Here is a 21,878-nt window from a genome sequence, read left to right as displayed (position 1 = left end):
ACAGCGACCGGGACAAGGCGCCCCACCAACCACGTCCTTCATCAGCCCACACAATCCGAGGACGTAGTCGTAGCAGGATCTGAGGGCTGACCTTCGCGGACACTCCGCAGGACGAAAGAACCCCCGCCGCACGTAGTGCGCAGCGGGGGTTCTTTCATGTCCGAGGACGTCCGCGAAGGTCAGCCCTCAGATCCTGCAGTGGGAGACCTAAGCCTCGTTGTACACCGTCTTGAGCTTCAGCAGGTGCTGATAGCGATCCATAGCGGCCTGCTCGTTCTCCTTGAAGAGCTCCTCGGCGCGCTCGGGGAAGGAACGCGTCAGCGAAGCGTAACGGGCCTCGTTCATCAGGAACTCCTGATAACCGCCCGCGGGCTCCTTGGAATCGAGCGAGAACTTCTTGCCGGCAGCAGCCTCGGGGTTGAAGCGGAAGAGGTTCCAGTAACCGCACTCGACAGCCTTCTTCATCTCGGCCTGGCAGTTCTGCATGCCGCCCTTCTTGATGGAGTGCATCTCGCAGGGGCTGTAGCCGATGATGAGGGACGGGCCGTCGTAGGCCTCGGCCTCGTGGATGGCCTTGAGGGTCTGAGCCGGGTTGGCGCCCATGGCGACCTGCGCCACGTAGACGTAGCCGTAGCTCATGGCAATCTCGGCCAGAGACTTCTTCTTGGTCACCTTGCCGGCAGCGGCGAACTGAGCGACCTGGCCCAGGTTCGAGGCCTTGGAGGCCTGACCGCCGGTGTTGGAGTAAACCTCGGTGTCAAAGACAAAGACGTTGACGTTGTGGCCGGAAGCCAGGACGTGGTCCAGGCCACCGAAGCCGATGTCGTAGGCCCAGCCGTCGCCGCCGAAGATCCAGAAGGACTTCTTGGTGAGGTAAGCCTTGTCGGCGAGGATTGCCTTGGAAGCCTCGCAGCCGCACTTCTCGAGCTCGGCAACGTAGGCAGCGGCAGCGGTCTTGGAGGCCTCGGCGTCGTTGACGGAGTCGATCCAAGCCTGGCCGGCGGCCTTGAGCTCATCGGACGGACCATCGGCAGCGATGATGTCCTGGGTAGCGGCGATCAGCTTGTGCTGAACGGCCTCATAGCCGACGGCCATGCCCAGACCGTGCTCGGCATTGTCCTCGAACAGGGAGTTGTTCCACGCCGGGCCGTGACCGTCCTTGTCCTTGCAGTAAGGAGCGGTGGCAGCGGGGTTGCCCCAAATGGAGGAGCAGCCGGTGGCGTTGGAGATGAACATGCGGTCGCCGGCGACCTGGGTCACCAGACGTGCATAGGCGGTCTCGGCGCAGCCGGCGCAGGAGCCAGAGAACTCCAGGTAGGGCTGCTTAAACTGGCTGCCCTTGACGTTGGCCGCGATGAGCTCCTTCTTCTCGGAGACGTTCTCGACCATGTAGTCCCAAACGGGCTGCTGGTCCATCTCCTGCTCGGTGGGAACCATCTCGAGGGCGCCCTTGGGGCAGACCTTGACGCAGTTGGTGCAGCCCATGCAGTCGAGCGGGGACACGGCCATGGTGAACTTCATGCCCTTGGCCTTGGGGCCCATGGCGTCGAGCGTGCGGGTAGCCTCGGGCGCGGCAGCAGCCTCGTCCTCGGTCATCGCGAACGGACGGATGGTGGCATGCGGGCACACATAGGCGCACTGGTTGCACTGGATGCACTTGGTCTCGTCCCAGTGGGGAACGACGACGGCGACGCCGCGCTTCTCGTATGCGGAGGCGCCCAGCTCAAACTGGCCGTCGGCGCAACCGACGAAGGCGGAAACAGGCAGGCTGTCGCCGTCCATGCGATCGATGGGCTCGAGCAGGTTCTTGACCTGCTGGGCGATAGCGGACTTGGTCTCCTCGGAGAGCTCGACGGGGGCGGCATCCTCGGCAGTAGCCCAGTCGGCCGGAACCTCGAACTTATGGAAGGCGGTAGCGCCGGCATCGATGGCCTTGTGGTTGGCGTCGACGATGGCCTGGCCCTTCTTCATGTAGGACTTGGTAGCCGCGTCCTTCATGTACTGCAGGGCGTCCTCGGCGGGCAGGACCTTGGCCAGCGCGAAGAAGGCGGACTGGAGCACCGTGTTGGTGCGCTTGCCCATGCCAACCTTGGCAGCCAGGTCGATAGCGTCAATCAGGTAGACGTTGACGTTGTTGTTCGCGATGTAGCGCTTGGCCACGGCGGGCATGTGCTCGGCGAACTCCTCGTCGCTCCACTGGCAGTTGACCAGGAAGGTGCCACCCGGCTTGACGTCGCGGACCATCTTGAAGCCCTTGACGATGTAGCTGGGGTTGTGGCAGGCGACAAAGTCGGCCTTGGTCACGTAGTACGGCGAGCGAATCGGGGAATCACCAAAACGCAGGTGCGAGACGGTGACGCCGCCGGTCTTCTTGGAGTCGTACTGGAAGTAGGCCTGAACGTACTTGTCGGTGTGGTCGCCGATGATCTTGATCGAGTTCTTGTTGGCGCCGACGGTACCGTCGCCACCCAGACCCCAGAACTTGCACTCGATGGTGCCGGGGGCTGCGGTGTTGGGCGCATCCTCGGCCTCGGGCAGGCTCAGGTTGGTCACGTCATCGACGATGCCGATGGTGAACTCGCGCTTGGGCTCGTCCTTCTTAAGCTCCTCGAAGACAGCGAACGCGGACGCGGGAGGCGTGTCCTTGCTGCCCAGGCCGTAACGGCCGCCGACGACCTTGATGCCCGTCTTGCCGGCCTCGTAGAGAGCGGAGACGACGTCCTGATAGAGCGGCTCGCCGATGGAACCCGGCTCCTTGGTGCGGTCCATGACGGCGATCTTCTGGACGGTCTCGGGGAGAACGTCGACAAAGTGCTTGATGGAGAACGGACGGAACAGGCGAACCTTGACCAAGCCGACCTTCTCGCCGTGAGCGTTGAGGTAGTCGATGACTTCCTCGAGCACGTCGCAGAAGGAGCCCATGCACACGACGACGCGATCAGCATCGGGAGCGCCGTAGTAGTTGAACAGGCCGTAATCGGTGCCGAGCTTCTCGTTGATCTTCTTCATGTAGCCCTCGACGACGGCGGGAAGCTCGTCGTAGACCTTGTTGCAGGCCTCGCGGTTCTGGAAGAAGATGTCGCCATTCTCGTGGCTGCCGCGGGTATGCGGGTGCTCAGGGTTGAGCGCGTGATCGCGGAAAGCCTGGACGGCGTCCATGTCGCACATCTCGGCAAGATCCTTGTAGTCCCACATGGCGACCTTCTGGATCTCGTGGCTGGTGCGGAAGCCATCGAAGAAGTTAAGGAACGGGGTCTTGCCCTCGATGGCGGCAAGGTGAGCCACCGGCGAGAGGTCCATGACCTCCTGGACGTTGCCCTCGGCGAGCATGGCGAAACCGGTCTGGCGACAGGCCATGACGTCGGAGTGATCACCGAAGATGTTCAGGGCGTGCGAAGCGACGCAACGCGCGGAGACGTGGAAGACGCCCGGGAGCTGCTCGCCCGCGATCTTGTACATGTTCGGGATCATCAGGAGCAGACCCTGAGAAGCCGTGTAGGTGGTGGTCAGAGCACCGGCGCCCAGCGAACCGTGAACGGTACCGGCTGCACCTGCCTCGGACTCCATCTCGACGACCTTGACCGGGGTGCCAAAGATGTTCTTGCGACCCTGGGCCGCCCACTGGTCGACATGGTCGGCCATCGGGCTGGACGGCGTAATGGGATAAATTCCCGCTACCTCGGTGTACGCATACGAAACATATGCGGCCGCCTCGTTGCCGTCCATAGACTTAAACTTACGCGCCATATACCCCTCTCCTCTCATATAGGTATACAGGCCCCGGCGATCGCCGGGATGTTGGCGTGATGGGATTTTCGTTGTTGCTTCCAATCATCTGGCAGGCGGACTCAACAGCAGGTACATGGCGTGGAGAGAAGGCATGCCGAGGCGAGGAGGGCTGCACGCGCTCCACAGGCCCAGCCACCCGTCTTGCACATGACCGAGCGCCGCAAAGGCCGCATGCCGGATGCTCCCGGGCACGCCCCGGCGATGGGAAGCGCCCGCAACGGAAATCCGCATGCGGGTTTATTGTACCCCGCCGTCAAGTGTAATTTCGGCAAATATAGGCGGGCGGTAAAGGTTTGCCCCGGGTGACCGCCAAGGGGCGAGATGGCCCCTCCATCCCCGGGCGACTGGCTCTGGCGCGCCAAGGAGTGTCCCCGAGTGCCGGCAGAAAAGGAACGTCCCTAACTGCCGGCTAGAGGGCGCCGAGGAGGATGGCGTAGGTGGTGGATTCGCCGAGTTTGAGCTCGTCGCCGGGGTTGAGCTGGGCGGAGCGACCGGGCTCTACTTGAATACACACGCTCGTGGCCCCGTTTACCACCACGGTGCCGTTCGTGGATGACAGGTCCTCGACAAACCATGTGCCGGAATCGTCGCACCAGATATGGGCATGGCGGGCCGAGACATCGTCGCCGACATCGGTGATGTCACCTTCCCCCGTTGCCAGCGCGCCGATCTCGACGCCTTCCTCACTCGGTTGGATCCAGCGCGGGGCGCTCACCACGTAGCCGTTTTGCACGCGCAACAGTCCCAACGGATGCGCCGGCGCGACCTCGCGCTCGCCCGCGACCGAAGATGTGCTCAGCGAGCGCGGCGTCGACGTGGCGCCGCCACAGGTCGCATGGGCGTAGTCGATGGCATAGGTCACCGACGAGCGGACATCTGCCGAGCAACCCACGGCGACAAACAGCACCAGGATGGCCTCGGCGCGCTCGGCGGGCATGAGCTCAGCCGCCTGCGACAGGCGCTCGAGCGCATTGCGGTAGAGATTCGTGTCCTGATGGCATTCCTCGAGTGCCCGCGCCATGGGCTCGCCAGCGGGACCGCACACCATATTGGTCACGGCCGCGGCGTCCATGGGATTGCGCCGCCGCAGGGCCAGCTGCGACATAATGCGCGCGGCCGAGGTGCCGTAATCGGCAAAATAACGTTCCTGCAGCGTGCCGACCGGCGCGCGCACGATAAAGCGCGAAACCCAGGAGCGATCGGCAGCACGGCTCTGAGGGCTACGGCCATCGGCAAGCGGGCGGCTCGAGAGCACCAGGCCGCACAGTTCGATATGGCTCAGGTGCGCTGCGCGCTTAAATATGTCGAACATTGCCCCACACGGGGTGAGCTCAGCTTGAGAAGCCATGGCTTAGCCCTCCTTGGTCGCAGAGATAGTGTCGGACACTTCGGCCGGCCCGCCAAAGGCGCGGGCAGCCGCGGCTCCGCCGGCAAGCGGCGTCGCCATGGGAATTTTCGCACGTCGTGCTGACACGACGGGAAGCTCAAAGGCAAACCCCATCGCCAGCAAAAACCACGTGAGCGCATAGGTTGCAATTATGGCGGCCACCAGGCCACCCGCCACGGCATGCTGGGAAAACACGGCACATGCGAGTGCGACCAGAGCCGGAACCTCGCAGGCGGAAAGGGTCAACACGCCCTGTAGGAATCCCGCGCGGCGGTCGCGCGCCAAAGCCCCGGCGGCGATGCCCACCATGCCCGGCAGCGCCAACGCCAGCGCGGCGATAATGGCCGGCAACTTTCCGGACCACATAAGCGGTCCCACGGCGAGCGTCACATGGGCGCCCGATGCCAACAGCGCCGCTGATACCACGACCACAGCCCAAAGCACGCCGCATACCGCCGTCGACGCAATCATCGCCATACGTCGCATCGCCCGGCCCGATACCTCCATCGGGCACGGCATGAGCGGCTCGGCGCGAAGCGAGCGGGCGACATTTTGCGCATAGTGGTCACAAAATGCCGAGAGCGCGGCCTCCACCGCAGCCGGCTCGGGACGATCTTCCTGATGGCAGGACAGGCAGGCCATCACCACATCGAACAGCTGAGCGTCGACAAACGCCAGCGCATCGCGCAGGTCCTCGGAATTTGGATCGAGCCCCAGCTGCTGAGCCTGTTCGGCCGCGGCAAGTGCCACATCGGGCTCGCGTCGCAGCAGTTGCGTCAAGTCGCAGCCGGGCGCGTGGGCGCCGACGGGATAATCGGGCAGCGTATCCATCTTGAGGCGATAAGGGCTGGCGATATCGCGAGTCTTTTTGCGCGAGCCCGAAGTACCCGACGCACCCGGCGCTACTTCGTACGGCGCGACACCGGCGATGAGCTCGTAGACCGTACTCGCCGCTGCATAGACATCGATCGCCGGCGACATGCGAAGCATGCGCAGGTCGGGAATATCGTCGGTGAGCATCTCGGGCGGGGCGTAGGCCACCGTCGCGCGGCGCAACGTGGCATAGCGCTCGGTAAACGACGCCTTGCCGCCGGCGCCGGCCACCGCAGAGGCGGGCTCGAGCGCCAGCGACGAGCCAAAGTCGATCAAGCACAGGTCGAAGGCGCCTTCGGCAAGCTGTCGGTCGAGCGGCAGGCGCGCCGTGCGCACCATAATATTAGCGGGCGAGATATCGCGATGGACGAACCCCTCGCCTACCAAGCTCATGCGGCAGAGCAGATCGAACAGGTCGCGACCTAGGCGCGCCGCAACGAGCGGCGACAGACGCCCGGCATCGTCCACGGCAAGGCGCGAGCGCAGGCGAGCGAGCGTCTCGCCCTCGACCCACTCCATGACAATCGCGGGCACGCCGTCGACCTCGCCCCACCCGTACAAGCGGGGAAAGCCCTTAAGGCCCGAAAGGGCACGATGGCATTCGTATTCCTCGCGAAACGCCGCTTTGAACTTGGCGACCAGCGCCTCATGGGCGGCGGCATCGTCAAACTCATCGCACGTTGGCAAGATGAGCTGCTTGAGTGCCACGGCCTCGCCTTGGGCGTTGACGGCACGCGTCACGCGGCCGATACCGCCACGGCGCATGGTGGCATCGTCGGCAAACAGTATCGTAAAACGACGCAGATAGGCAGGCAGTTCGTCCTGACCGAGCGCAATGGCCGGCTCAAACCCGTCGACACGCGCCAGGCGCAGGCCGACCATGGGATCGCGACCGAGCGATTGTGGTGTGGTGGATGCAAGATCGGTCATCATAGGGCAAGCGCCGCCACGTTATTGTTGAAGTTACCGAGCGCGACGTCATCATCGCCGTAATGGCCGACCCATTGACATAGGTTGGTGTAACAGCCCCACAGATTGGCATACTGCTGATACCACTTTGACCGGGGCGAGAATGTCTGACGACCGAACTCGGCTCGAATGACAAACATCTCCCCGACCAGGCTGTCGCACGGCCTGGGATCTCCCGTAGAGTTATAGGTCGAGACCACGTCATTGGCACGAGAAACATAGCCGTCGAGCATGTTGTACTTGGTCACAAGCCAGCTGTGAATGCTCTCTTCCTCAGCAGCGGAAAGGCCACCGGAGTTTGCATCGTTGTCAGTGTTGCCGCCCGTCGAGCCGCCGTTTCCAGACCCTCCGGCAGAGGAACCCGACCCAGAGCCACCGCCCGAACTCGACGAATCCGAGCCGGAGCCAGAAGTATCCGAGCTACCGGGCTTTCCGGACTGCTGGGCGTCCTGCTCCTTCTGCTGCTCGACCTTATTCACCGTTGCCGCCACGCTATTGTTGGACAACCGATCGATGATCTTGGTGTTGGTGAGCACGATGGTTTTGCCATTGGCAAGCGTGACTTCGTTGTCCGGGGCCTCGGCGCCGTCCGCGTCGCCGGTGCCAAACACAATATGCGCGACCACACTTGCCCAAGCATATCCAGTCGTGGTCCCCAGGTCACTTTTGACCTCATGCCCCACGCGCGGTTCGCGTGCGGCATGTGCCTGCATCATGGACGGCACGGTCATGCCATAGGCAGAAACGCCAGCTATGACCAGCACCAGCGAGCAAGACAGCAGTGCGTACGCCCGCGGCGCCAAGCCCAGTCGGCGTCGCATGCGCACCGCGGCGCCGCGCTTTGTCTGAGTGCCACCGGGCCGCATGCGTTCTCCTCCAACAAAAACACGCCGCTCGGGAGCGGCGCATTCATTCGAATCCATATTTGAGTGTATCAGCGAACCCAAAAGGTTGCGCAACGAATGGGCAAATTAAGGATGCGAGTGGAAGCATCCATGCGATAAGCGGATACAAAGCATCTTTGTTGCACAACAAACTTACAGTCGCACGGGGAAATTATGGCTACCCCGTGCGTCGCGATGAAGACATACGGCAGGAGCAGGCTCGCCACCTAAATCGTGCGACGGGCCTCGATGGCGCGCCCAAGCGTAAGCTCGTCGGCATACTCCAGGTCGCCGCCCACGGGAAGGCCGCTCGCCAGACGCGATACCTCAACGCCCAGCGGCTTGATAGTGCGGGCCAGGTAGCTCGCCGTGGTCTCGCCCTCGATATTGGGGTTGGTGGCGATGATGACCTCGTGGATGTCCTCGTGGCCCAAGCGTGCCAGCAGCTCACGAATGTGCAACTGCTCGGGACCAATCTTGTCCATGGGACTGATCACGCCGCCCAATACGTGGTAGAGACCGTGGTAGCTGCCCGTGCGCTCAATCGCCTGGACATCGCGCGGCTCGCCCACCACGCAAATGCGAGTGGTATCGCGCATCGAATCCTGGCAGATGGAGCACTCGTCGGCCGTGGCGTAGTTAAAGCAGCGGCTGCAAAAGTGAACCTCCTGCTTAACCTCCAGGATAGCCTCGGCCAGGCGGCGCGCCTCCTCGGCATCGGCCTCGAGCAGGTAATAGGCGATGCGCTGGGCCGACTTGGGACCAATGCCCGGCAGACGGCCCAGCTCATCGAGCAATTTTTGCAGACTATGGTTGGCACTCATATATATGCGTGTCTTAGAACGGCATGCCCGGGATGTTGAGGCCGCCGGTGATGGCGCCCATCTGCTTGTTGGCGAGCTCGTTGACACCGCGGACGGCCTCGTTGACGGCAGCCATGATCATGTCCTGCAGCATATCGACGTCCTCGGGATCGAGGGCATCGGGGTCGATGGTGAGGTTGACGAGCTCCATCTCGCCGTTAACGGTCACCTTGACCATGCCGCCGCCGGCAGAGGCGTCGACGGTCTGGGACTTAAGGTTTTCCTGCGCGGCGGCAAGCTGCTCCTGCATCTTGCGAGCCTGCTTCATCATTTGCTGCATGTTCATACCGGCCATGATGGCTCCTTTACGTGCGGCCGCGCGACAAGCTGCAAGGGCAGCCGGAGCGCGACGGGACTTTCAAACTCAAAAATCGTACCACGGCGCGGGGCAAGCAAGCGGGGCGGACACGCTACCTCAGTCGATATACATGTCCTTGAGCGTGACGCACGCCCAAGATTATGCAAGGTCGAATTATGCAAGGTTGCATAATTATCTCAAGCTACATCTAGCAGAGCTGGAACCAGGCAGTTTATGCGTAGGGCTACAAGGCTACATGGCAAAATGCCGAGCCGCTGCTCGAGGCGGCACGCATGGCGGCTGGGTATAATTTGATTGTCATAGATGACGATTTGGAGGTGCCCTCGTGAATGTCCCAGCCGTACTCCAAAACATCCGCTCAAAACACCCCGTTGCATATGTGGTTCTCTATCTCTTTGTCGTCTGGGTATTACTGGTTATCATCACCCATGCCATAGCTTTTGGAGCAGAACTGCTGATAGCCAGCTCGGACCAGCCCGTCGTCAAATGGGAGACGACCGATGAATGCACCGACGGAACCCGAACCATTTACTACAACAGCCCGTCCCTCTACCAAGAGTTCAAGGTCAAGATAAAGGACTCCAAGATTGTCGATGCCGAACTGGGCTCTTTATTTACAATCGGAGCAACCGTCAACGCCGAGCAAGTCGAGTACACGGACAGCCATGCGACGTATCGTATCGACCTCAGCATCCTAGGCCGACCGTCACGCGCCTGTCTGCTCGAATGCGATATACGCGGCACCACGTTGCACATGTCCGAAATACAGATGCGCCCGGGCAAGGGGTTCTCTTCTTGAGCAGTATACCCGCCTGCGCAGCTACTCCACCGGCTTGAAGATGGTGGACTGGCCGAAGACGCTGCGGATGAGGGCTTTGGCCTCGTCCTCGGTCTGCGGGATGCTCGGGGCTGCACCCTGATGGCCGAAGGGGCCGCCCGCACCGGAGTTGGACTCCCAGGGAGCTGCAGGAGCGTCCTCCTCTTTGGGGGCAGTTGCAGCGGACTTGGGCGCGGACGCCGCACCCGGCACGTCGAACGGAGGCAGATCGTCCCCACCAGCATCGGCAACAAAACCGCCAACCATGGCATCGTCGTAGGGAACCTGCTCGGATTCCCATGGCGCAGACGGCGCGGCGGGCTGAGCCTTGGGAGCGGACGCGCGCTCGGGCGCTCGGGGCGCGGGCTCGGTCGGGAGCTTGCCCGTGGCAGGAGCGCCGGCGGGGTTGTCGGAGCGCAGCCAGGGGGCTTTGCCCAGGTCAGACGACTTGGGCGCGGGCGAGGCAGGCTTGGGCGCGGGTGTCGGAGCAGCCGGTTTGGCCATGACGGGCTTAGGCGCCGACGGGGTCGGCGCCGCTATCGGTGCTGCTTTTGGCTGCGTCGCGCTGGCGCTCGAGGATGCAGGGGCCGCCGAGGACACGGGTTGCGGGTCCGCAGATACCGCAGCCCGTGCAGATGGAGAATGCTCCTCATGTTGAGGAGCCGGCGTGCCACCCCCATCCAGGACATAGTCGACGGTACGACGACCGAAGACCGCACTGACTGTCGGCAGGACCACCGACTGCGTGTCGGCGCGTCCAAGCATCTTGATGGCAAAGGTCGAGCCCGCGGGGAACGAGACCGTGAGCCTGGAGCCGTCGTCAGCCGTGGCGCGGGCATTGAGCAAAAGCCCCGCGTAGGAAGCCTGACGCGCCTTGACACGCTCGACAACCTCGGCCCATTTGCGCTGCAGCTCTCCGGCATCCTCGACCGCGGGCGTCTCGGCAGTACCGGCGGCGGCAACCTGGGCGGCATTGTTGGACTGGGGCTTAGGTGCCGGAGCGGTGGCAGGCGCGGGAGCCGCAACGGGCTGAGGCGTCGGAGTCGGCGCAGGCTGAGGTGCAGGCGCTGCAGGCTTGGAAGCTGACACGGACGCAGAACGGGACGCAGGCTGGGCAGCCGGAACAGCAGCACCACGGTCCCAAGGCATACCGCCCTGGCGCGCGGACGTAGCAGCGGGGGCAGCGGATGCCGCCGGAGCGGCAGCGCGAGCGCCCGAAATGAGCGTCGGCTGTTGGGCAGCAGCGGGTACGGATGCTGCAGGCGCGGCGGCCTGAGCAGCAGCCACGCTCGCCGGCACGGCGCCGTTGGCAACCATGGCCTCCAAGCGGGCCACGCGCTCGGCCAATGCCTCAATCGTTAAATCGGCCTCGGGACGTGCCAGGCGCGTGCAGGCGATCTCGAGCACCAGGCGCACGTCGCTCGCGCCCCTCATCTCCAGTGCGGCATCGTCGAGCACCGTCAGTACACGGGCCAGGCGGTCGGCAGGATGCTCGCCAAAGGCAGCGGCCTCGGCAGCAAGCGCCTCGGCCTGCTCGGAGCCGCCCTCAAACAGCTCGGCACGGGCACCGGCAACGCAGGCAACGTACACGTCACGCACATGCGCCACCAGGTCGCGCGTCAGCTCCAGCAGGTCGTTTCCTTCCTCGACCTGCGCACGGATCAGTCCATAGAGCTCGGCAACATCGCGATCGGCAATGGCGCGGGAAAACTCGCCCAGAATCTGGTCCGAAACCTCGCCTAAAAGCGAGCGGGCGTCGTCCGCATGCACAGAACCGTTGCCAAAGACGCTCAGCTGCTCCAGCGTGGACAACGCGTCGCGCATACCGCCCTTGGCATGGCGCGCCACGATAGCCAGCGCCTCATCGTCGTAATCGAAGCCCTCCTGCTCGCACACGTATGCCAGGCGACGCTCGATATCCTCGTTGCCGATGCGATGGAAATCGAAACGCTGGCAGCGCGAGAGGATGGTCTCCAGAATCTTTTGCGGGTCGGTGGTGCACAGCACAAAGATCACGTGTGCCGGCGGCTCCTCGAGCGTCTTGAGCAGCGCGTTGAACGCCGCCGTCGTGAGCATGTGGACCTCGTCGATGATATAGATCTTGTACTTGCCGCGCACCGGGGCAAAGTTGACGGAGTTGATGATTTCCTCGCGCACATTGTCCACGCCCGTGCGGGAGGCGGCATCGAGCTCGTAGACATCGGGGTGGTTACCCTCGGCAATGAGCTCGCACTCCTCGCAAGTACCGTCGGGCATGCAGCCGCTTGCACCCTCGGCGCGCGCCGCCTCGGCATTGCGGCACAGCAGCGCCTTGGCCAGAATGCGCGCCATGGTGGTCTTGCCCGTGCCGCGCGGTCCGCAGAACAGGTAGGCGTGGGACAGGCGCCCCTCGGTGATGGCGTGCTCGAGCGTCGAGACGATATGCTGCTGGCCCACCACGGAGTCAAAGGTGAGCGGGCGATACTTTCGGTACAACGATTCCATGGGTGCTCCCCCGGGTATACTGAGTCTTGTTGCCGCGGCGGCCATGCGGTCGCACGGCATACTGCATTCCATAATAACCCGTACGGCGAGCCCGCCGCGATAGGAGTCCAAAGAGCATGGCAGACGCAGAGAGCAACCTCGTTCCCTCCGAAGCAGCCGACCAGGTCGAGGTCGCGCTCGAGGAGCAGGCCGCAGCCGACGACGGCATCCTGTACCTCAACGAGTACCAATACGAAAACGACCTCGTCACCGACTTCGCCCGCCTGGTCGCCTCGCCCAGGCGTCGCGGCTCGCTGTATGTCGCCGCGGCAATTGCCGCGCTCATCGGCATCGGCATGCTGGTGGCCGGCGGCAACTGGATCAAGTTTGGCGTCGTCTTGATCGTATTCGGCGCCTTTTTGGCCTGGTGGAGCAAAAACCTGCACCACACCCTCGCCCGCGACTTTATCGACGCCGTTGAGGCCGACGAGTCCATGGGTGGCCGCTATCGCCGCGTCGCCGCCAACGAGGACGGCCTGATGGTTTGGGGCACGAGCGGCAAGTCGCAGTTCTTCCCGTTTGAAAAGCTCGACCACGTGCTCGACGGCGAGCGCATCTTTGTGGCCATGTTCGCCGACCAGGGCGTGACGATCCCTAAGGACACCTTTGTCCGCGGCGATGCCGAGCAGTTCGGTCCCTTCCTTAAGGCGCGCATCAACAAAAAACTCCGCATCGAGACCAAACGCAAGAAGATGAAGGCAGAAAAGGCCGCTGCCGAAGCAAAACAGGGCGACAAGCCCCAGGAGACCAAGGGCAAGCAGCGCAAGCAGAAGAAGAGCAAGAAGAAGCGGTAGGCCGGCCGACACCGAAGGCGCCTCGTCCCGCGCCCGATTCCGGGCCGGGGCGCCTGGAATCGGGCGCGCGTACCGCCAATGGACCCGTTTTGCCTTGCTCTCGAGCTATTTCACTTCAAACCTTAAGAGCCTCCGCTCCGGCAGATCGGTCATCTTCATCGTGTAAGTCCCGGGAAATGCTTTCTCAAAACGGACGGTCTCGTAACCTTCGAAATAGTCGTTGGTGTTCTGCATCATAAATGGGACGAGCAACTCGTTTTCTGCCCCAACCTCCACGGCAAACGCAGCAGAGCCGCCAAGGACCGGCATGGCTTGCGTTATCAGATCGGTATTGACTACAAAATCATAGTTTGGCGCAGACTCCGGAACCAGATGCCAAACATACGCTTTGATTCCACCGTCGATATTATCCCTATTTCTGACACGCATCTTTACGGCGATAACGCACGTGATGTCGGCATCCTTCAGTCTCGTTTTCGTATCCACGGTGCCATATTTTGAATAATCGTCATGTGCTCGTTTGAGATACTCGCGCGGCGTGAGCAACTCTGCCCCGTCTATGCAAAACGAATACCCATCAGTCACCACATCCTTCGACCCCAGAAACGCTCCATCCATCGAGAGCCATTCGCCCTCCGCGTAATATTTCTCAGGAATGACCGTCCGGTTCCCGTTAACGACGCTCACCCTCATGCCCGCAAGGCCGGCAGCAGCACAGCAAAAAAGCGCGAGCGCCGATCTTCTCGTCCACAGGGTCTTCTTCATCGCGCTCACGACCTTTCCCGAACTTTCACAACGGCACCGTCGCGCATGCAGTAAACCCGATCGGCCAGTTCCTCGAGCACCTCTCCGTCATGGCTGGACAGAAGGACCTCACGACCCGTTGATGCCGCCATCGCCACAACGCGCTTGAGCATTTCAACGCCCGCTTCGTCGAGGGCATTCGTTGGCTCATCGAGAACAAGCAGCTTCGGCTTCTCCATAATTGCCGCAGCTATCCCCAGACGCTGCTTCATCCCAAGCGAGTATGCTCGGAACTTCTTTTTTTCGTCTGCATCGAGCCCCACGAGCCGCAGGGCAGAGCGAATGTCCTCGGGGGTGGCAACGCCCTTGATCTGAGCGATGAGCTTCAGATTGTCGTAGCCAGACAGATATCCCAAAAAGGAAGGCGCCTCGATCAACATCCCCAGACTCGGCGGGAACGAGATGTCCGCCCCAAGCCTTTGGCCATCGATAGAGATTTCGCCTTCGGTAGGCTTGATCAACCCGCAAACCGCTCGCATGAGCATGGTCTTACCCGAACCGTTTATCCCCTGAAGCCCGACCACAGTCCCAGGGTCAACCTCGATGGACACGTTGCGCAGGACATCGTTTTTACCCATGCGCTTCGATACGCCCCTTACGATCACGCTCATATCTTGTCCCCCTTTTCTATAAGGTCGGCCCTTCGAAACCACAGTCCACCCAACGATAGGCATAACGACATAAGCCCAATTGATGACAAGACACTCGAGCCCGCCGCGATTCCCTCTTTGACAATTCCACCCCAGCGCAACAGCATCAAGGCGTTACCCAATAGCGCCCAATGTCGTGCATATGCCGAGCAGATCAGGTAGCTCATTAAAACCACAAACGAGACTGACGACCCAAGCACAAACCCAACCGCTGCCTGCGCAAACGCAAGCGCCTCAAAAGCAAATAAGAGACCTATGAAAAACGGCAGCGCATCTGCCTCGGCAGCTTTGAGAAACCACGGCGCCAAATTAGCCAGTTGAAGCGACTCACCATGAATGACCGCGCTGAACGAGGAGCTCACCACCAAGCTCCAAATCACAACAGAGCAAACCACCACGAGCAGTGAAAATGCCGTTACTGCCGCCACCAAGATAAAACGCGAGACCCACCAAAGGGTTCTTGCCCGGCATCGAACAAGCGCTTGCAAACCAAACCCGTGCAACGATTCGGTCGGATAGTCGAGTGTTGTATAGAGAATAAGCAGAATGAGAAATAGCCATCCTAGCGGAGGCACAAACATGACCCCGGGCCTAGGCTCAAACGGAGCAGATCCGGCAAACACGAGCGCAAGATTATCCGCAAACCCCAAGGTATCCGTTCTAACCCCATACACAGAAGACAATCCGTAGGCGTACACCAAGTTCGCAACGGTCACTGCCGCAATTGCAATAAAAGTGATGATGTTCTTCTTCAAAACGGTCCTCAGGTCCGCGGCGACCAGCCTAAACAGCATCAGACCACCTCGCGTCTTTTCCACGCCCCAGAAAAAGCCAACGAAGCAAGGGTCAATAATATGATTTCCGCAAAACCGGCTCGAATGTCTGGCCAGTTATTCAGCGATTCCGACCTGATGCTGTTGAGGATATTGCAGTTAAACCCCACACAAGCCATTACGCCGAAGATCCAGCCATTTGCAAAATGCCACGCAACCATTAGCAGATACGGGACAATTATCGCTTTGATTCTGCTACGAAACAAAATTGAGAAGCCAGTTACAGCCATGGATAAAGTCCCGAGCGTGACAGCATCGAACAGCGTGTATGCGAGCACATATGACAAAGGATGCGAATAAAATAGACCGGAGAAGTAGCTATGCAGGTAAAGTCCTACGTAAGTCGACTCATCGACCCGAGGAAGATACGCAGGAAAAAGCATCGAGACGATCAGGAAATTGACGAGCAGAGGAATGGCAGTCACTGTAAACGCGGAGAGGAAAGCAGACAGCATCTTTACGTTCACGTACGCCTTTCTGGAAACGCGCGTGCATATCTGCATGTCATAACCACTCAAACGCTCAAAGAGACACGACCAAGATCCAGCCAACATTGCAAGCAGGGGCAGTGCATAGAAAAACACCGACGCAGACAGTGGCGCGTTCGCGCTCACAACAATCCAGTTACCGAAGCTGCTTTCACGTGTTTGACCGAGATAATTTTCGGCTTGCACGCCAACGCCGTAACCAAAAGAAAGAAGGTTGTGGCGCTCTTTTTCCAAATTTGCCCACGGCTCCAGCGCGGCAGCTATTGCAACTGCGACCGCAATCAAGAGAGCAAGGATAAAAGCTGGACGTCTAATCGTTTTCGACAGTTCGTATCTTGCGAGCTTTTGGTTCATACGTCCTCCTTCCCCTTCCGACCCAGAAAGCCGGAAGGGAGCCATTTCAAACAACTATGCGGGAAGCTTGTGGAAATGCCCGACGCAGTCGGGGCTCCATACGCCAATAACAGTGCCGTAGCCAGACTCCGCCCATGCAGTCAGTCGCGCCGCAGATCGCCCGTTCTCACGGACGAGGTTATACATTTCCCACTGTCCCTTGTGATTCGAACGATACGTTCCCTGAGTACAATTCATGCTGCCGCTACCGCTTGTGTTATACGCACCGTCTGTATATAACCGAAGCGGATTTCCCGTATGGCCCTGGATATCCAGATAGAGCGATGAGGAATCATCCTTTTGACGGTAGCCAGTTGCACTCGTCCCGGCACATTGAAAACTAAATGCCTTATCGGCATTGTTCGTACAGGTCGTAATTCCCGTATCGGCGTTTTGAGTAATGCTGGAAACCTGAGAGGTGTCAAACTCCTCTTGTGCAAACGATGCAGCGGGAACCCCTAGGGACAGACCAGCTGCAATCACCAAGCCGACTCCGATTCGAGCAATAGCGCTCCTTGGCTTAATCATGGCCTTCTCCAATCAAAAGCGGTTAACAATGCGTCGACGCACGGCAACCTTCGCATGAATAGAGAAAGATGTCTGTAAACACCCGCTATTGAGTTGATTGCTCAGGCGTTTACACGTTATTTACCTGCGATAACAATAAAATTAGCTCCGCCTTATTCTTGATCTTCAACTGGCGGTAAGATGCAGACCGCAGCGCTTGCACCGTAGATGCAGCGTAACCGACATCCTCCGCAATGGCCTTTGTCGTTGCCCCCTCTGCCGTCATCAGCAAAATTTGCGACTGAACATCAGAAAGGGAGCGCGACGTAAGCAGGGCCAGCTGGCGCACGCGGGCCGTTTCGGTGGACCCGTTCGCCCGGTACTCCAAGACGGCCTTCTCGTCCTCAACCGAGCGGGCGAGCGCGATGTGCGTAACGAACATGGGCACAGACCAGCAAACAATCACCGTTGCCACGACGACATTGACAGCCGAACTTTGCCCCAACAACGACGCGAGGAACAACGGCTCGAAAACCGTCAGATCCTGCACCATATTGAGCAAGACAGCCCAAACAGGAGCCGTCGCCCCGAAGCAAAGCATCCATATCCCAAGCATTTTGCGCTGCGGACAGCTTCGCATCACTATATATGTGAGCAGCACCCCCGTCAGCACCGCAAGTCCATGGATTCGCCCCCTAGCGACCGCATAGATTAAGGCAACCATGCCCATTGACACCAACGGCACGATAGCCCGAGCATGGGCATGCACCTTAAACGGACGCAGCCCAACAGCGAGCGAAGCCGTAGACGCCACGCCGCAAAACAGGACCGGCACAGCCATCAACGGAACGCGTATGCACATCAATGCCGCGATATAGATAAAAGACCATTCCACAGCAGATAGCACCGCCCATACGTACGGGCTTCCGAGCCAAATCGCTTCACCCGCTCTATCCAGCGCAGCGCCACGATTCGCTTTTCCACCCGCGTAGCATAGCGACAGAAGCAGTCCGAGACCCAATGCGTAGCTTAAGAGGGAAAAGGCGACAGCCCGCGAAACACCGGACCACCAATCGCTATCCGCCATTACCAAGGGCCCCGCCGCAAGGAGGATAAAGAATAATGTGAGCAGGTATCGAAACAGCCGGCGCGTTCGAGCTGATGCCACTATATCGTCAGCATGCCGCTGCGGTAGCTCATGCCCTACAGTATCGCCCTCACCCGCAAACAGCGCCACGAGCTCGCGTGAGCCCGCAACCGACGCCTTCCCGTATGCTCGGTGAAGCGTTGTTCTCACCGTCGATGGCTTCGTATCCGTCTCCTTGGCAATTTCCGCCGGCGTTTTCCCTTTGAGCAGCAGTCGAACAAACTGCTCTTCTCTAGGCGACAGGGCAGGGGAAAACACCCCTGCATCGAATGTGTCGGACGCACAGGCGATATCCGAATTGTTGTCCCGTTTCCCCCTTAGCAACATGCATACGAAGGCAGCAGCGATAACGGATCCCATCGCCAGCAATGCAATGACCACGGCATCGCTTGCGAAGTATGCCGCCTCAACAGCCGGAATAAGACCAATAGGAACTGCTACGAGCACAGAACAGGCAAACACGTCGCGCCGCCCATGGCCAAAGGCACGAGGGCGGCAAAACGGCGGGGCCACAGTCAATGCGAGATAGACCAACGGAATTAAAAGCGCAAGGCCAATTGACGCGGCCGTTACAGGGGGCATCCCCCATGGCTCGGGAACGACTCTCCATGAAACTCGACAGCAAAACAGCAGGCAAGACATGACGGCTATTGTTTCTGTAAAAATCGCGTCCTGCGGGTGACGAGTTTCCCTTTCGTCAGTCCGTGTCGACCTCTGCGTCAAAGGAGAGTCCGCCGTGCCCCAAATAACATATGAGAGAAGCAGCGACCCAACAAAGCACGAGACACACGAAACGCCATGTAACAACCAAATCGGTGCAAACACGATTGGAATAGAGTCTCCGCGAGCATAGAAAGCCAGGTCGGCCCATTCGGGAACCGTTGCAATAACACCAAGGAAAACACCGATGGCACCGAGATGCCTCGGCCTTCTCATTCCCCCCTTGCATAGCGCAGCACCATGAACAAACGCCGCGAGGCATGCGCCCAGGATAACGAGCCAGGCCATTGCACCTGACGCTAGGCCGATTGAAGATGAAAACCGGTGATAAGGGGTGACCGCCATTACGACAAGCGCAATGGCGCAGGCAAATGTAGCAGAACGGCGGGAAAAGAGCATACGGCCTCCATAGCGTGTCATTATATCGCTCGAGCCGCTCGTTTATCTCTGTTCTCACACCAGCCAGCATCAATGATTCAGGCGAACTCCAATCCGCGCCAGATCACGGTCCGGCTTTTGTTCGCAGTCCCCACATCAAAGCGGGATGCGGTTTCCTTTTGGACGCCGGTTCGGAAAGCGCATCCCGTTCCAGGGCAATATTCTGGGATGCAGTTTCCGCAGCCCACCCCATTTGGAAAGCGCATCCCATAATTTGGCTGAAAACTGAGATGCGCTTTCCAAACGAGCCGAAACGGGCCGAATCGATCGGGCCACCTCGCATCCCGCTATCCTCGCCATCTGCCCGAGCGTGCTACACTAGCAGCATCTATGCCACCGCGAACGGCTCGGCCCCGCGCCCGCCGCTCGCAAACGAACTTTAAACGCACGAGGGTTGGCCATGCCGCTTTTCTCGCAACATACCGCCCGGTTCTCGCCGGACGTTCCTTTGGAGGGCACCAGCTCTCGCGAGCTGCTCAAGCGGTACCAGCCGCTCGAGACACTTGCGACCGGCGGTTTTGGCTCCATCGAGATTTGCCGCGACACGCACCTGCGCCGCCGCGTCGCCATTAAGCGCATCCCCCTTATCAACGGCGCCGGCATGCCCGCCAGCGACATCATGGATGTCCTGCGCGAGGCGCACACTGCCGCCATGCTTCAACATCCCAATATCGTGCAGGTCATCGACTTTACGCATGACACCGCCTATGCCTACCTGGTCATGGAGTATGTCGACGGTATGTCGCTGGCCGAGTTTTTGCATCGCGTGGACGGCCACTCGCTCACCTTTGACGAGGCCGCGGCCATTGCCGATGCCCTGGGCCAGGCGCTCACCTTCGCCCATAGCAATGGCGTACTCCACCTGGACATTAAGCCCGCCAACGTGCTCATCGACCACTCGGGCAATGTAAAGCTCACCGACTTTGGCATGGCGCGACTGTCGTCCGCCGGTGGCTTTGGCGGCTCGCGCGGCGGCACCATCGGCTACATGCCGCCCGAGCAGCTCGATATCGAGACCGGCACGGTCGACGAACGCGCCGATGTCTTTGCCCTTGCCTGCGTTATCTATGAGGGCTTGTGCGGCAGCGCTCCCTTTATGGCGGCCACGCCCGCCGACTCGCTCGACCGCATCATCGGCGGCGCCACCTATCCCAGCGAGCTGATACCACACTTTCCCCCGGGAGCCGAGGCCGCGCTCATGAGCGCGCTCTCCCCCATGCCGCAGGACCGCCCCAACAGCATCGAGGCATTTTGCGACCAACTCCTTGCCGGTCTGGGCAGCGTGCGCGAGGGCCGTCGCAGTCTGGAGCAAATGGTTGGCGAGCTTTCGGATGACGAGCAGGAGCTCGACGATATCGAGCCGTCGTACTACGAGGACGACGCCATCGAGGTCGACCCCGCGCTCGGCTGGGCGGGCACGCGCTGGAGCCATGCGCGCGACTACACCATGCACGCTATCTCGGCGCTAACGTGCGGCGCCTTTAGCTTTTTGCTGATGCAAACGGCCGGGGTCGCGGCGCTTCCCGGCCTAGTCATTGCGGCTATCGCGATCGGAGCGGCGGCTGGCCTGGCCCCCCAGATCGGCTCGGCCATCTCGGCTGTGGGCTTTTTGGTGCTCATGGCCAACGCCACCATGCAGGCGCAGGGCATCCTGTCGATGTTGCCCGTCGCGGTGATCTTTGCCGCTGCCATGTCCGGTTGGTGGATCGCCTGGGGTCGCACCGAGGCTGCCGCGAGCGCCGCGCTCACCTGTGCACTCGCGCTTGGCTGTCTGACTGGCAATACCTTCCTGGCAGCTGGGGTCGCCGCCGGCGTCGCGTCATTTTGGCTCGGCCCGGCAAGCGCCGCCGCGGCAACGGGCATGGGCGTGCTTTTTGCCCGTCTGGCGACGGTCGCGCTTTCAGCCGGAGGCGTGCTGGGGCTCGGTAACGTTGCCGCAGCGCTGGAAGACCCGCTCCTTTGGGCTGCCTTTGTGCTGGTCGCGACAACTGCCGCAGCGTCATCTGCACTGCTCAATGCCCATGCCAAGCGTGCCGACCAGGGCTCAAACCTTGCCGCAATCGCCGCCATCGCCGTCACCGGCATCGGCTGCGCAGCGGCATCCTGTCTTGCACACCATATGGAAATTGCCAGCCTTGCAGCCGCGGTCGCCGCCAAGGCGGCAGTTGCGGGAACCCTATCCTCTATAATCGTTGGGATATGCCTATATTTGCTCGGATACCAAAGAACCTATACGGAGAGTGATCTTTCGTGAACTTCCTGAACATCTTCGAGGACCACGTGGCCGGCATCTTCGGTGCCACCCGTGCCCCGTTCTCCTTTAAGAAGCTTGCCAAGCAGGCCGCTCGCGACATGGAGGATCAGACTCTGGTGATTAACGGCGTCAACACGGCGCCGGCACTCTATACCATCCTGATCGCCGCCGACGACGATCCCATGCTCGCCCCGTTCTACCCCGAGCTTTCGCGCGAGGTCCGCGAGTTTGTGAAAGCGCAGGCCGAAAAGCGCCGCTATGTCTTTGTCGGCGAGCCCCTCGTGCGCTTTATGATCGATCCGCAGCTGCGCGCCGGCAAGTTCTCGGTCTTTGCCGAGAACGTCGATGCCCCCACGCTCGGCCGCCTGTACGAAGAAGAGCGCGCCTATCAAAACGGCCTGGGCCAGAACAACTCCGCGGCAAGCC

17 protein-coding genes are annotated in these 21,878 nt (G+C 60.8%); 4 read left to right on the top strand and 13 right to left on the bottom strand.

The features are described 5' to 3' along the window. Positions 1-207 precede the first annotated feature (207 nt). The 6 genes from nifJ to DWX39_RS03045 form a co-directional block, all read right to left on the bottom strand. Positions 208-3,747: a pyruvate:ferredoxin (flavodoxin) oxidoreductase gene (gene nifJ / locus DWX39_RS03070; RefSeq protein WP_117758473.1), complete on the bottom strand. Its 3,540-nt coding sequence runs from the start codon at positions 3,745-3,747 to the stop codon at positions 208-210. A gap of 451 nt (positions 3,748-4,198) precedes the next feature. Continuing rightward, positions 4,199-5,137 (bottom strand): FHA domain-containing protein, encoded by a 939-nt coding sequence (locus tag DWX39_RS11110; RefSeq protein WP_199411437.1) that lies wholly within the window; start codon positions 5,135-5,137, stop codon positions 4,199-4,201. A 3-nt stretch (positions 5,138-5,140) separates the two neighbouring features. Beyond that, complete coding sequence (locus DWX39_RS03060) at positions 5,141-6,982, bottom strand: hypothetical protein (RefSeq protein WP_117758472.1); 1,842 nt, start codon at positions 6,980-6,982, stop codon at positions 5,141-5,143. Then, on the bottom strand, positions 6,979-7,884 hold the full coding sequence (locus tag DWX39_RS03055) for a hypothetical protein (protein ID WP_117564927.1): 906 nt from the start codon (positions 7,882-7,884) through the stop codon (positions 6,979-6,981). The genes DWX39_RS03060 and DWX39_RS03055 overlap by 4 nt, the downstream gene beginning before the upstream one ends. 245 nt (positions 7,885-8,129) lie before the next feature. After that, a complete protein-coding gene (gene recR / locus DWX39_RS03050; RefSeq protein ID WP_089573257.1) occupies positions 8,130-8,726 on the bottom strand; it encodes a recombination mediator RecR in 597 nt (198 codons plus the stop codon). 13 nt (positions 8,727-8,739) lie between these two features. Then, positions 8,740-9,060 (bottom strand): YbaB/EbfC family nucleoid-associated protein, encoded by a 321-nt coding sequence (locus DWX39_RS03045; RefSeq protein ID WP_006235174.1) that lies wholly within the window; start codon positions 9,058-9,060, stop codon positions 8,740-8,742. Positions 9,061-9,409: 349 nt separating this feature from the next. Between DWX39_RS03045 and DWX39_RS03040 the strand changes: the two genes are divergently transcribed. Continuing rightward, positions 9,410-9,883, top strand: coding sequence for a hypothetical protein (locus DWX39_RS03040; RefSeq protein ID WP_117648547.1), 474 nt, complete (start codon positions 9,410-9,412; stop codon positions 9,881-9,883). A gap of 21 nt (positions 9,884-9,904) precedes the next feature. On the opposite strand, the gene dnaX is transcribed toward DWX39_RS03040, so the two are convergent. Continuing rightward, a complete protein-coding gene (dnaX, locus tag DWX39_RS03035; RefSeq protein WP_158551940.1) occupies positions 9,905-12,385 on the bottom strand; it encodes a DNA polymerase III subunit gamma/tau in 2,481 nt (826 codons plus the stop codon). A gap of 116 nt (positions 12,386-12,501) precedes the next feature. Here dnaX and DWX39_RS03030 point away from each other — a divergent pair, with 116 nt between their 5' ends. After that, entirely contained in the window at positions 12,502-13,218 is a 717-nt protein-coding gene (locus DWX39_RS03030) for a hypothetical protein (protein WP_089573261.1), read from the top strand. A 105-nt stretch (positions 13,219-13,323) separates the two neighbouring features. On the opposite strand, the gene DWX39_RS03025 is transcribed toward DWX39_RS03030, so the two are convergent. The 6 genes from DWX39_RS03025 to DWX39_RS03005 all read right to left on the bottom strand — a co-directional run bounded on the left by DWX39_RS03025 (position 13,324) and on the right by DWX39_RS03005 (position 19,159). Further along, positions 13,324-13,983 carry a DUF5028 domain-containing protein gene (locus DWX39_RS03025; protein ID WP_117584193.1) on the bottom strand — a complete coding sequence of 220 codons (660 nt, stop codon included), beginning with the start codon at positions 13,981-13,983 and terminating at the stop codon, positions 13,324-13,326. Between the two features lie 5 nt (positions 13,984-13,988). Then, entirely contained in the window at positions 13,989-14,633 is a 645-nt protein-coding gene (locus DWX39_RS03020; protein WP_089573263.1) for an ATP-binding cassette domain-containing protein, read from the bottom strand. Next, on the bottom strand, positions 14,630-15,427 hold the full coding sequence (locus DWX39_RS03015) for a hypothetical protein (RefSeq protein ID WP_147326479.1): 798 nt from the start codon (positions 15,425-15,427) through the stop codon (positions 14,630-14,632). Before DWX39_RS03015 ends, DWX39_RS03020 begins: the two co-directional genes overlap by 4 nt. 38 nt (positions 15,428-15,465) lie before the next feature. Next, complete coding sequence (locus tag DWX39_RS03010; protein ID WP_089573265.1) at positions 15,466-16,347, bottom strand: hypothetical protein; 882 nt, start codon at positions 16,345-16,347, stop codon at positions 15,466-15,468. A gap of 54 nt (positions 16,348-16,401) precedes the next feature. Beyond that, positions 16,402-16,914 (bottom strand): hypothetical protein, encoded by a 513-nt coding sequence (locus tag DWX39_RS10895; protein ID WP_124785772.1) that lies wholly within the window; start codon positions 16,912-16,914, stop codon positions 16,402-16,404. 109 nt (positions 16,915-17,023) lie between these two features. After that, entirely contained in the window at positions 17,024-19,159 is a 2,136-nt protein-coding gene (locus DWX39_RS03005; protein WP_158561605.1) for a LuxR C-terminal-related transcriptional regulator, read from the bottom strand. A gap of 439 nt (positions 19,160-19,598) precedes the next feature. Here DWX39_RS03005 and DWX39_RS03000 point away from each other — a divergent pair, with 439 nt between their 5' ends. Together DWX39_RS03000 and DWX39_RS02995 are read left to right on the top strand one after the other, a co-directional pair. Further along, positions 19,599-21,452, top strand: a complete 1,854-nt coding sequence (locus DWX39_RS03000) for a serine/threonine-protein kinase (protein WP_117655891.1) — start codon at positions 19,599-19,601, stop codon at positions 21,450-21,452. After that, a partial coding sequence (locus tag DWX39_RS02995) for an FhaA domain-containing protein (RefSeq protein ID WP_117758470.1) occupies positions 21,449-21,878 on the top strand: 430 nt, incomplete at its 3' end. The genes DWX39_RS03000 and DWX39_RS02995, both read left to right, overlap by 4 nt.

This window comes from Collinsella sp. AF19-1LB, assembly GCF_003459655.1.
In the GTDB taxonomy this organism is placed as follows: Bacteria; Actinomycetota; Coriobacteriia; order Coriobacteriales; family Coriobacteriaceae; genus Collinsella.
This window is presented reverse-complemented; position numbering and strand designations above follow the sequence as displayed.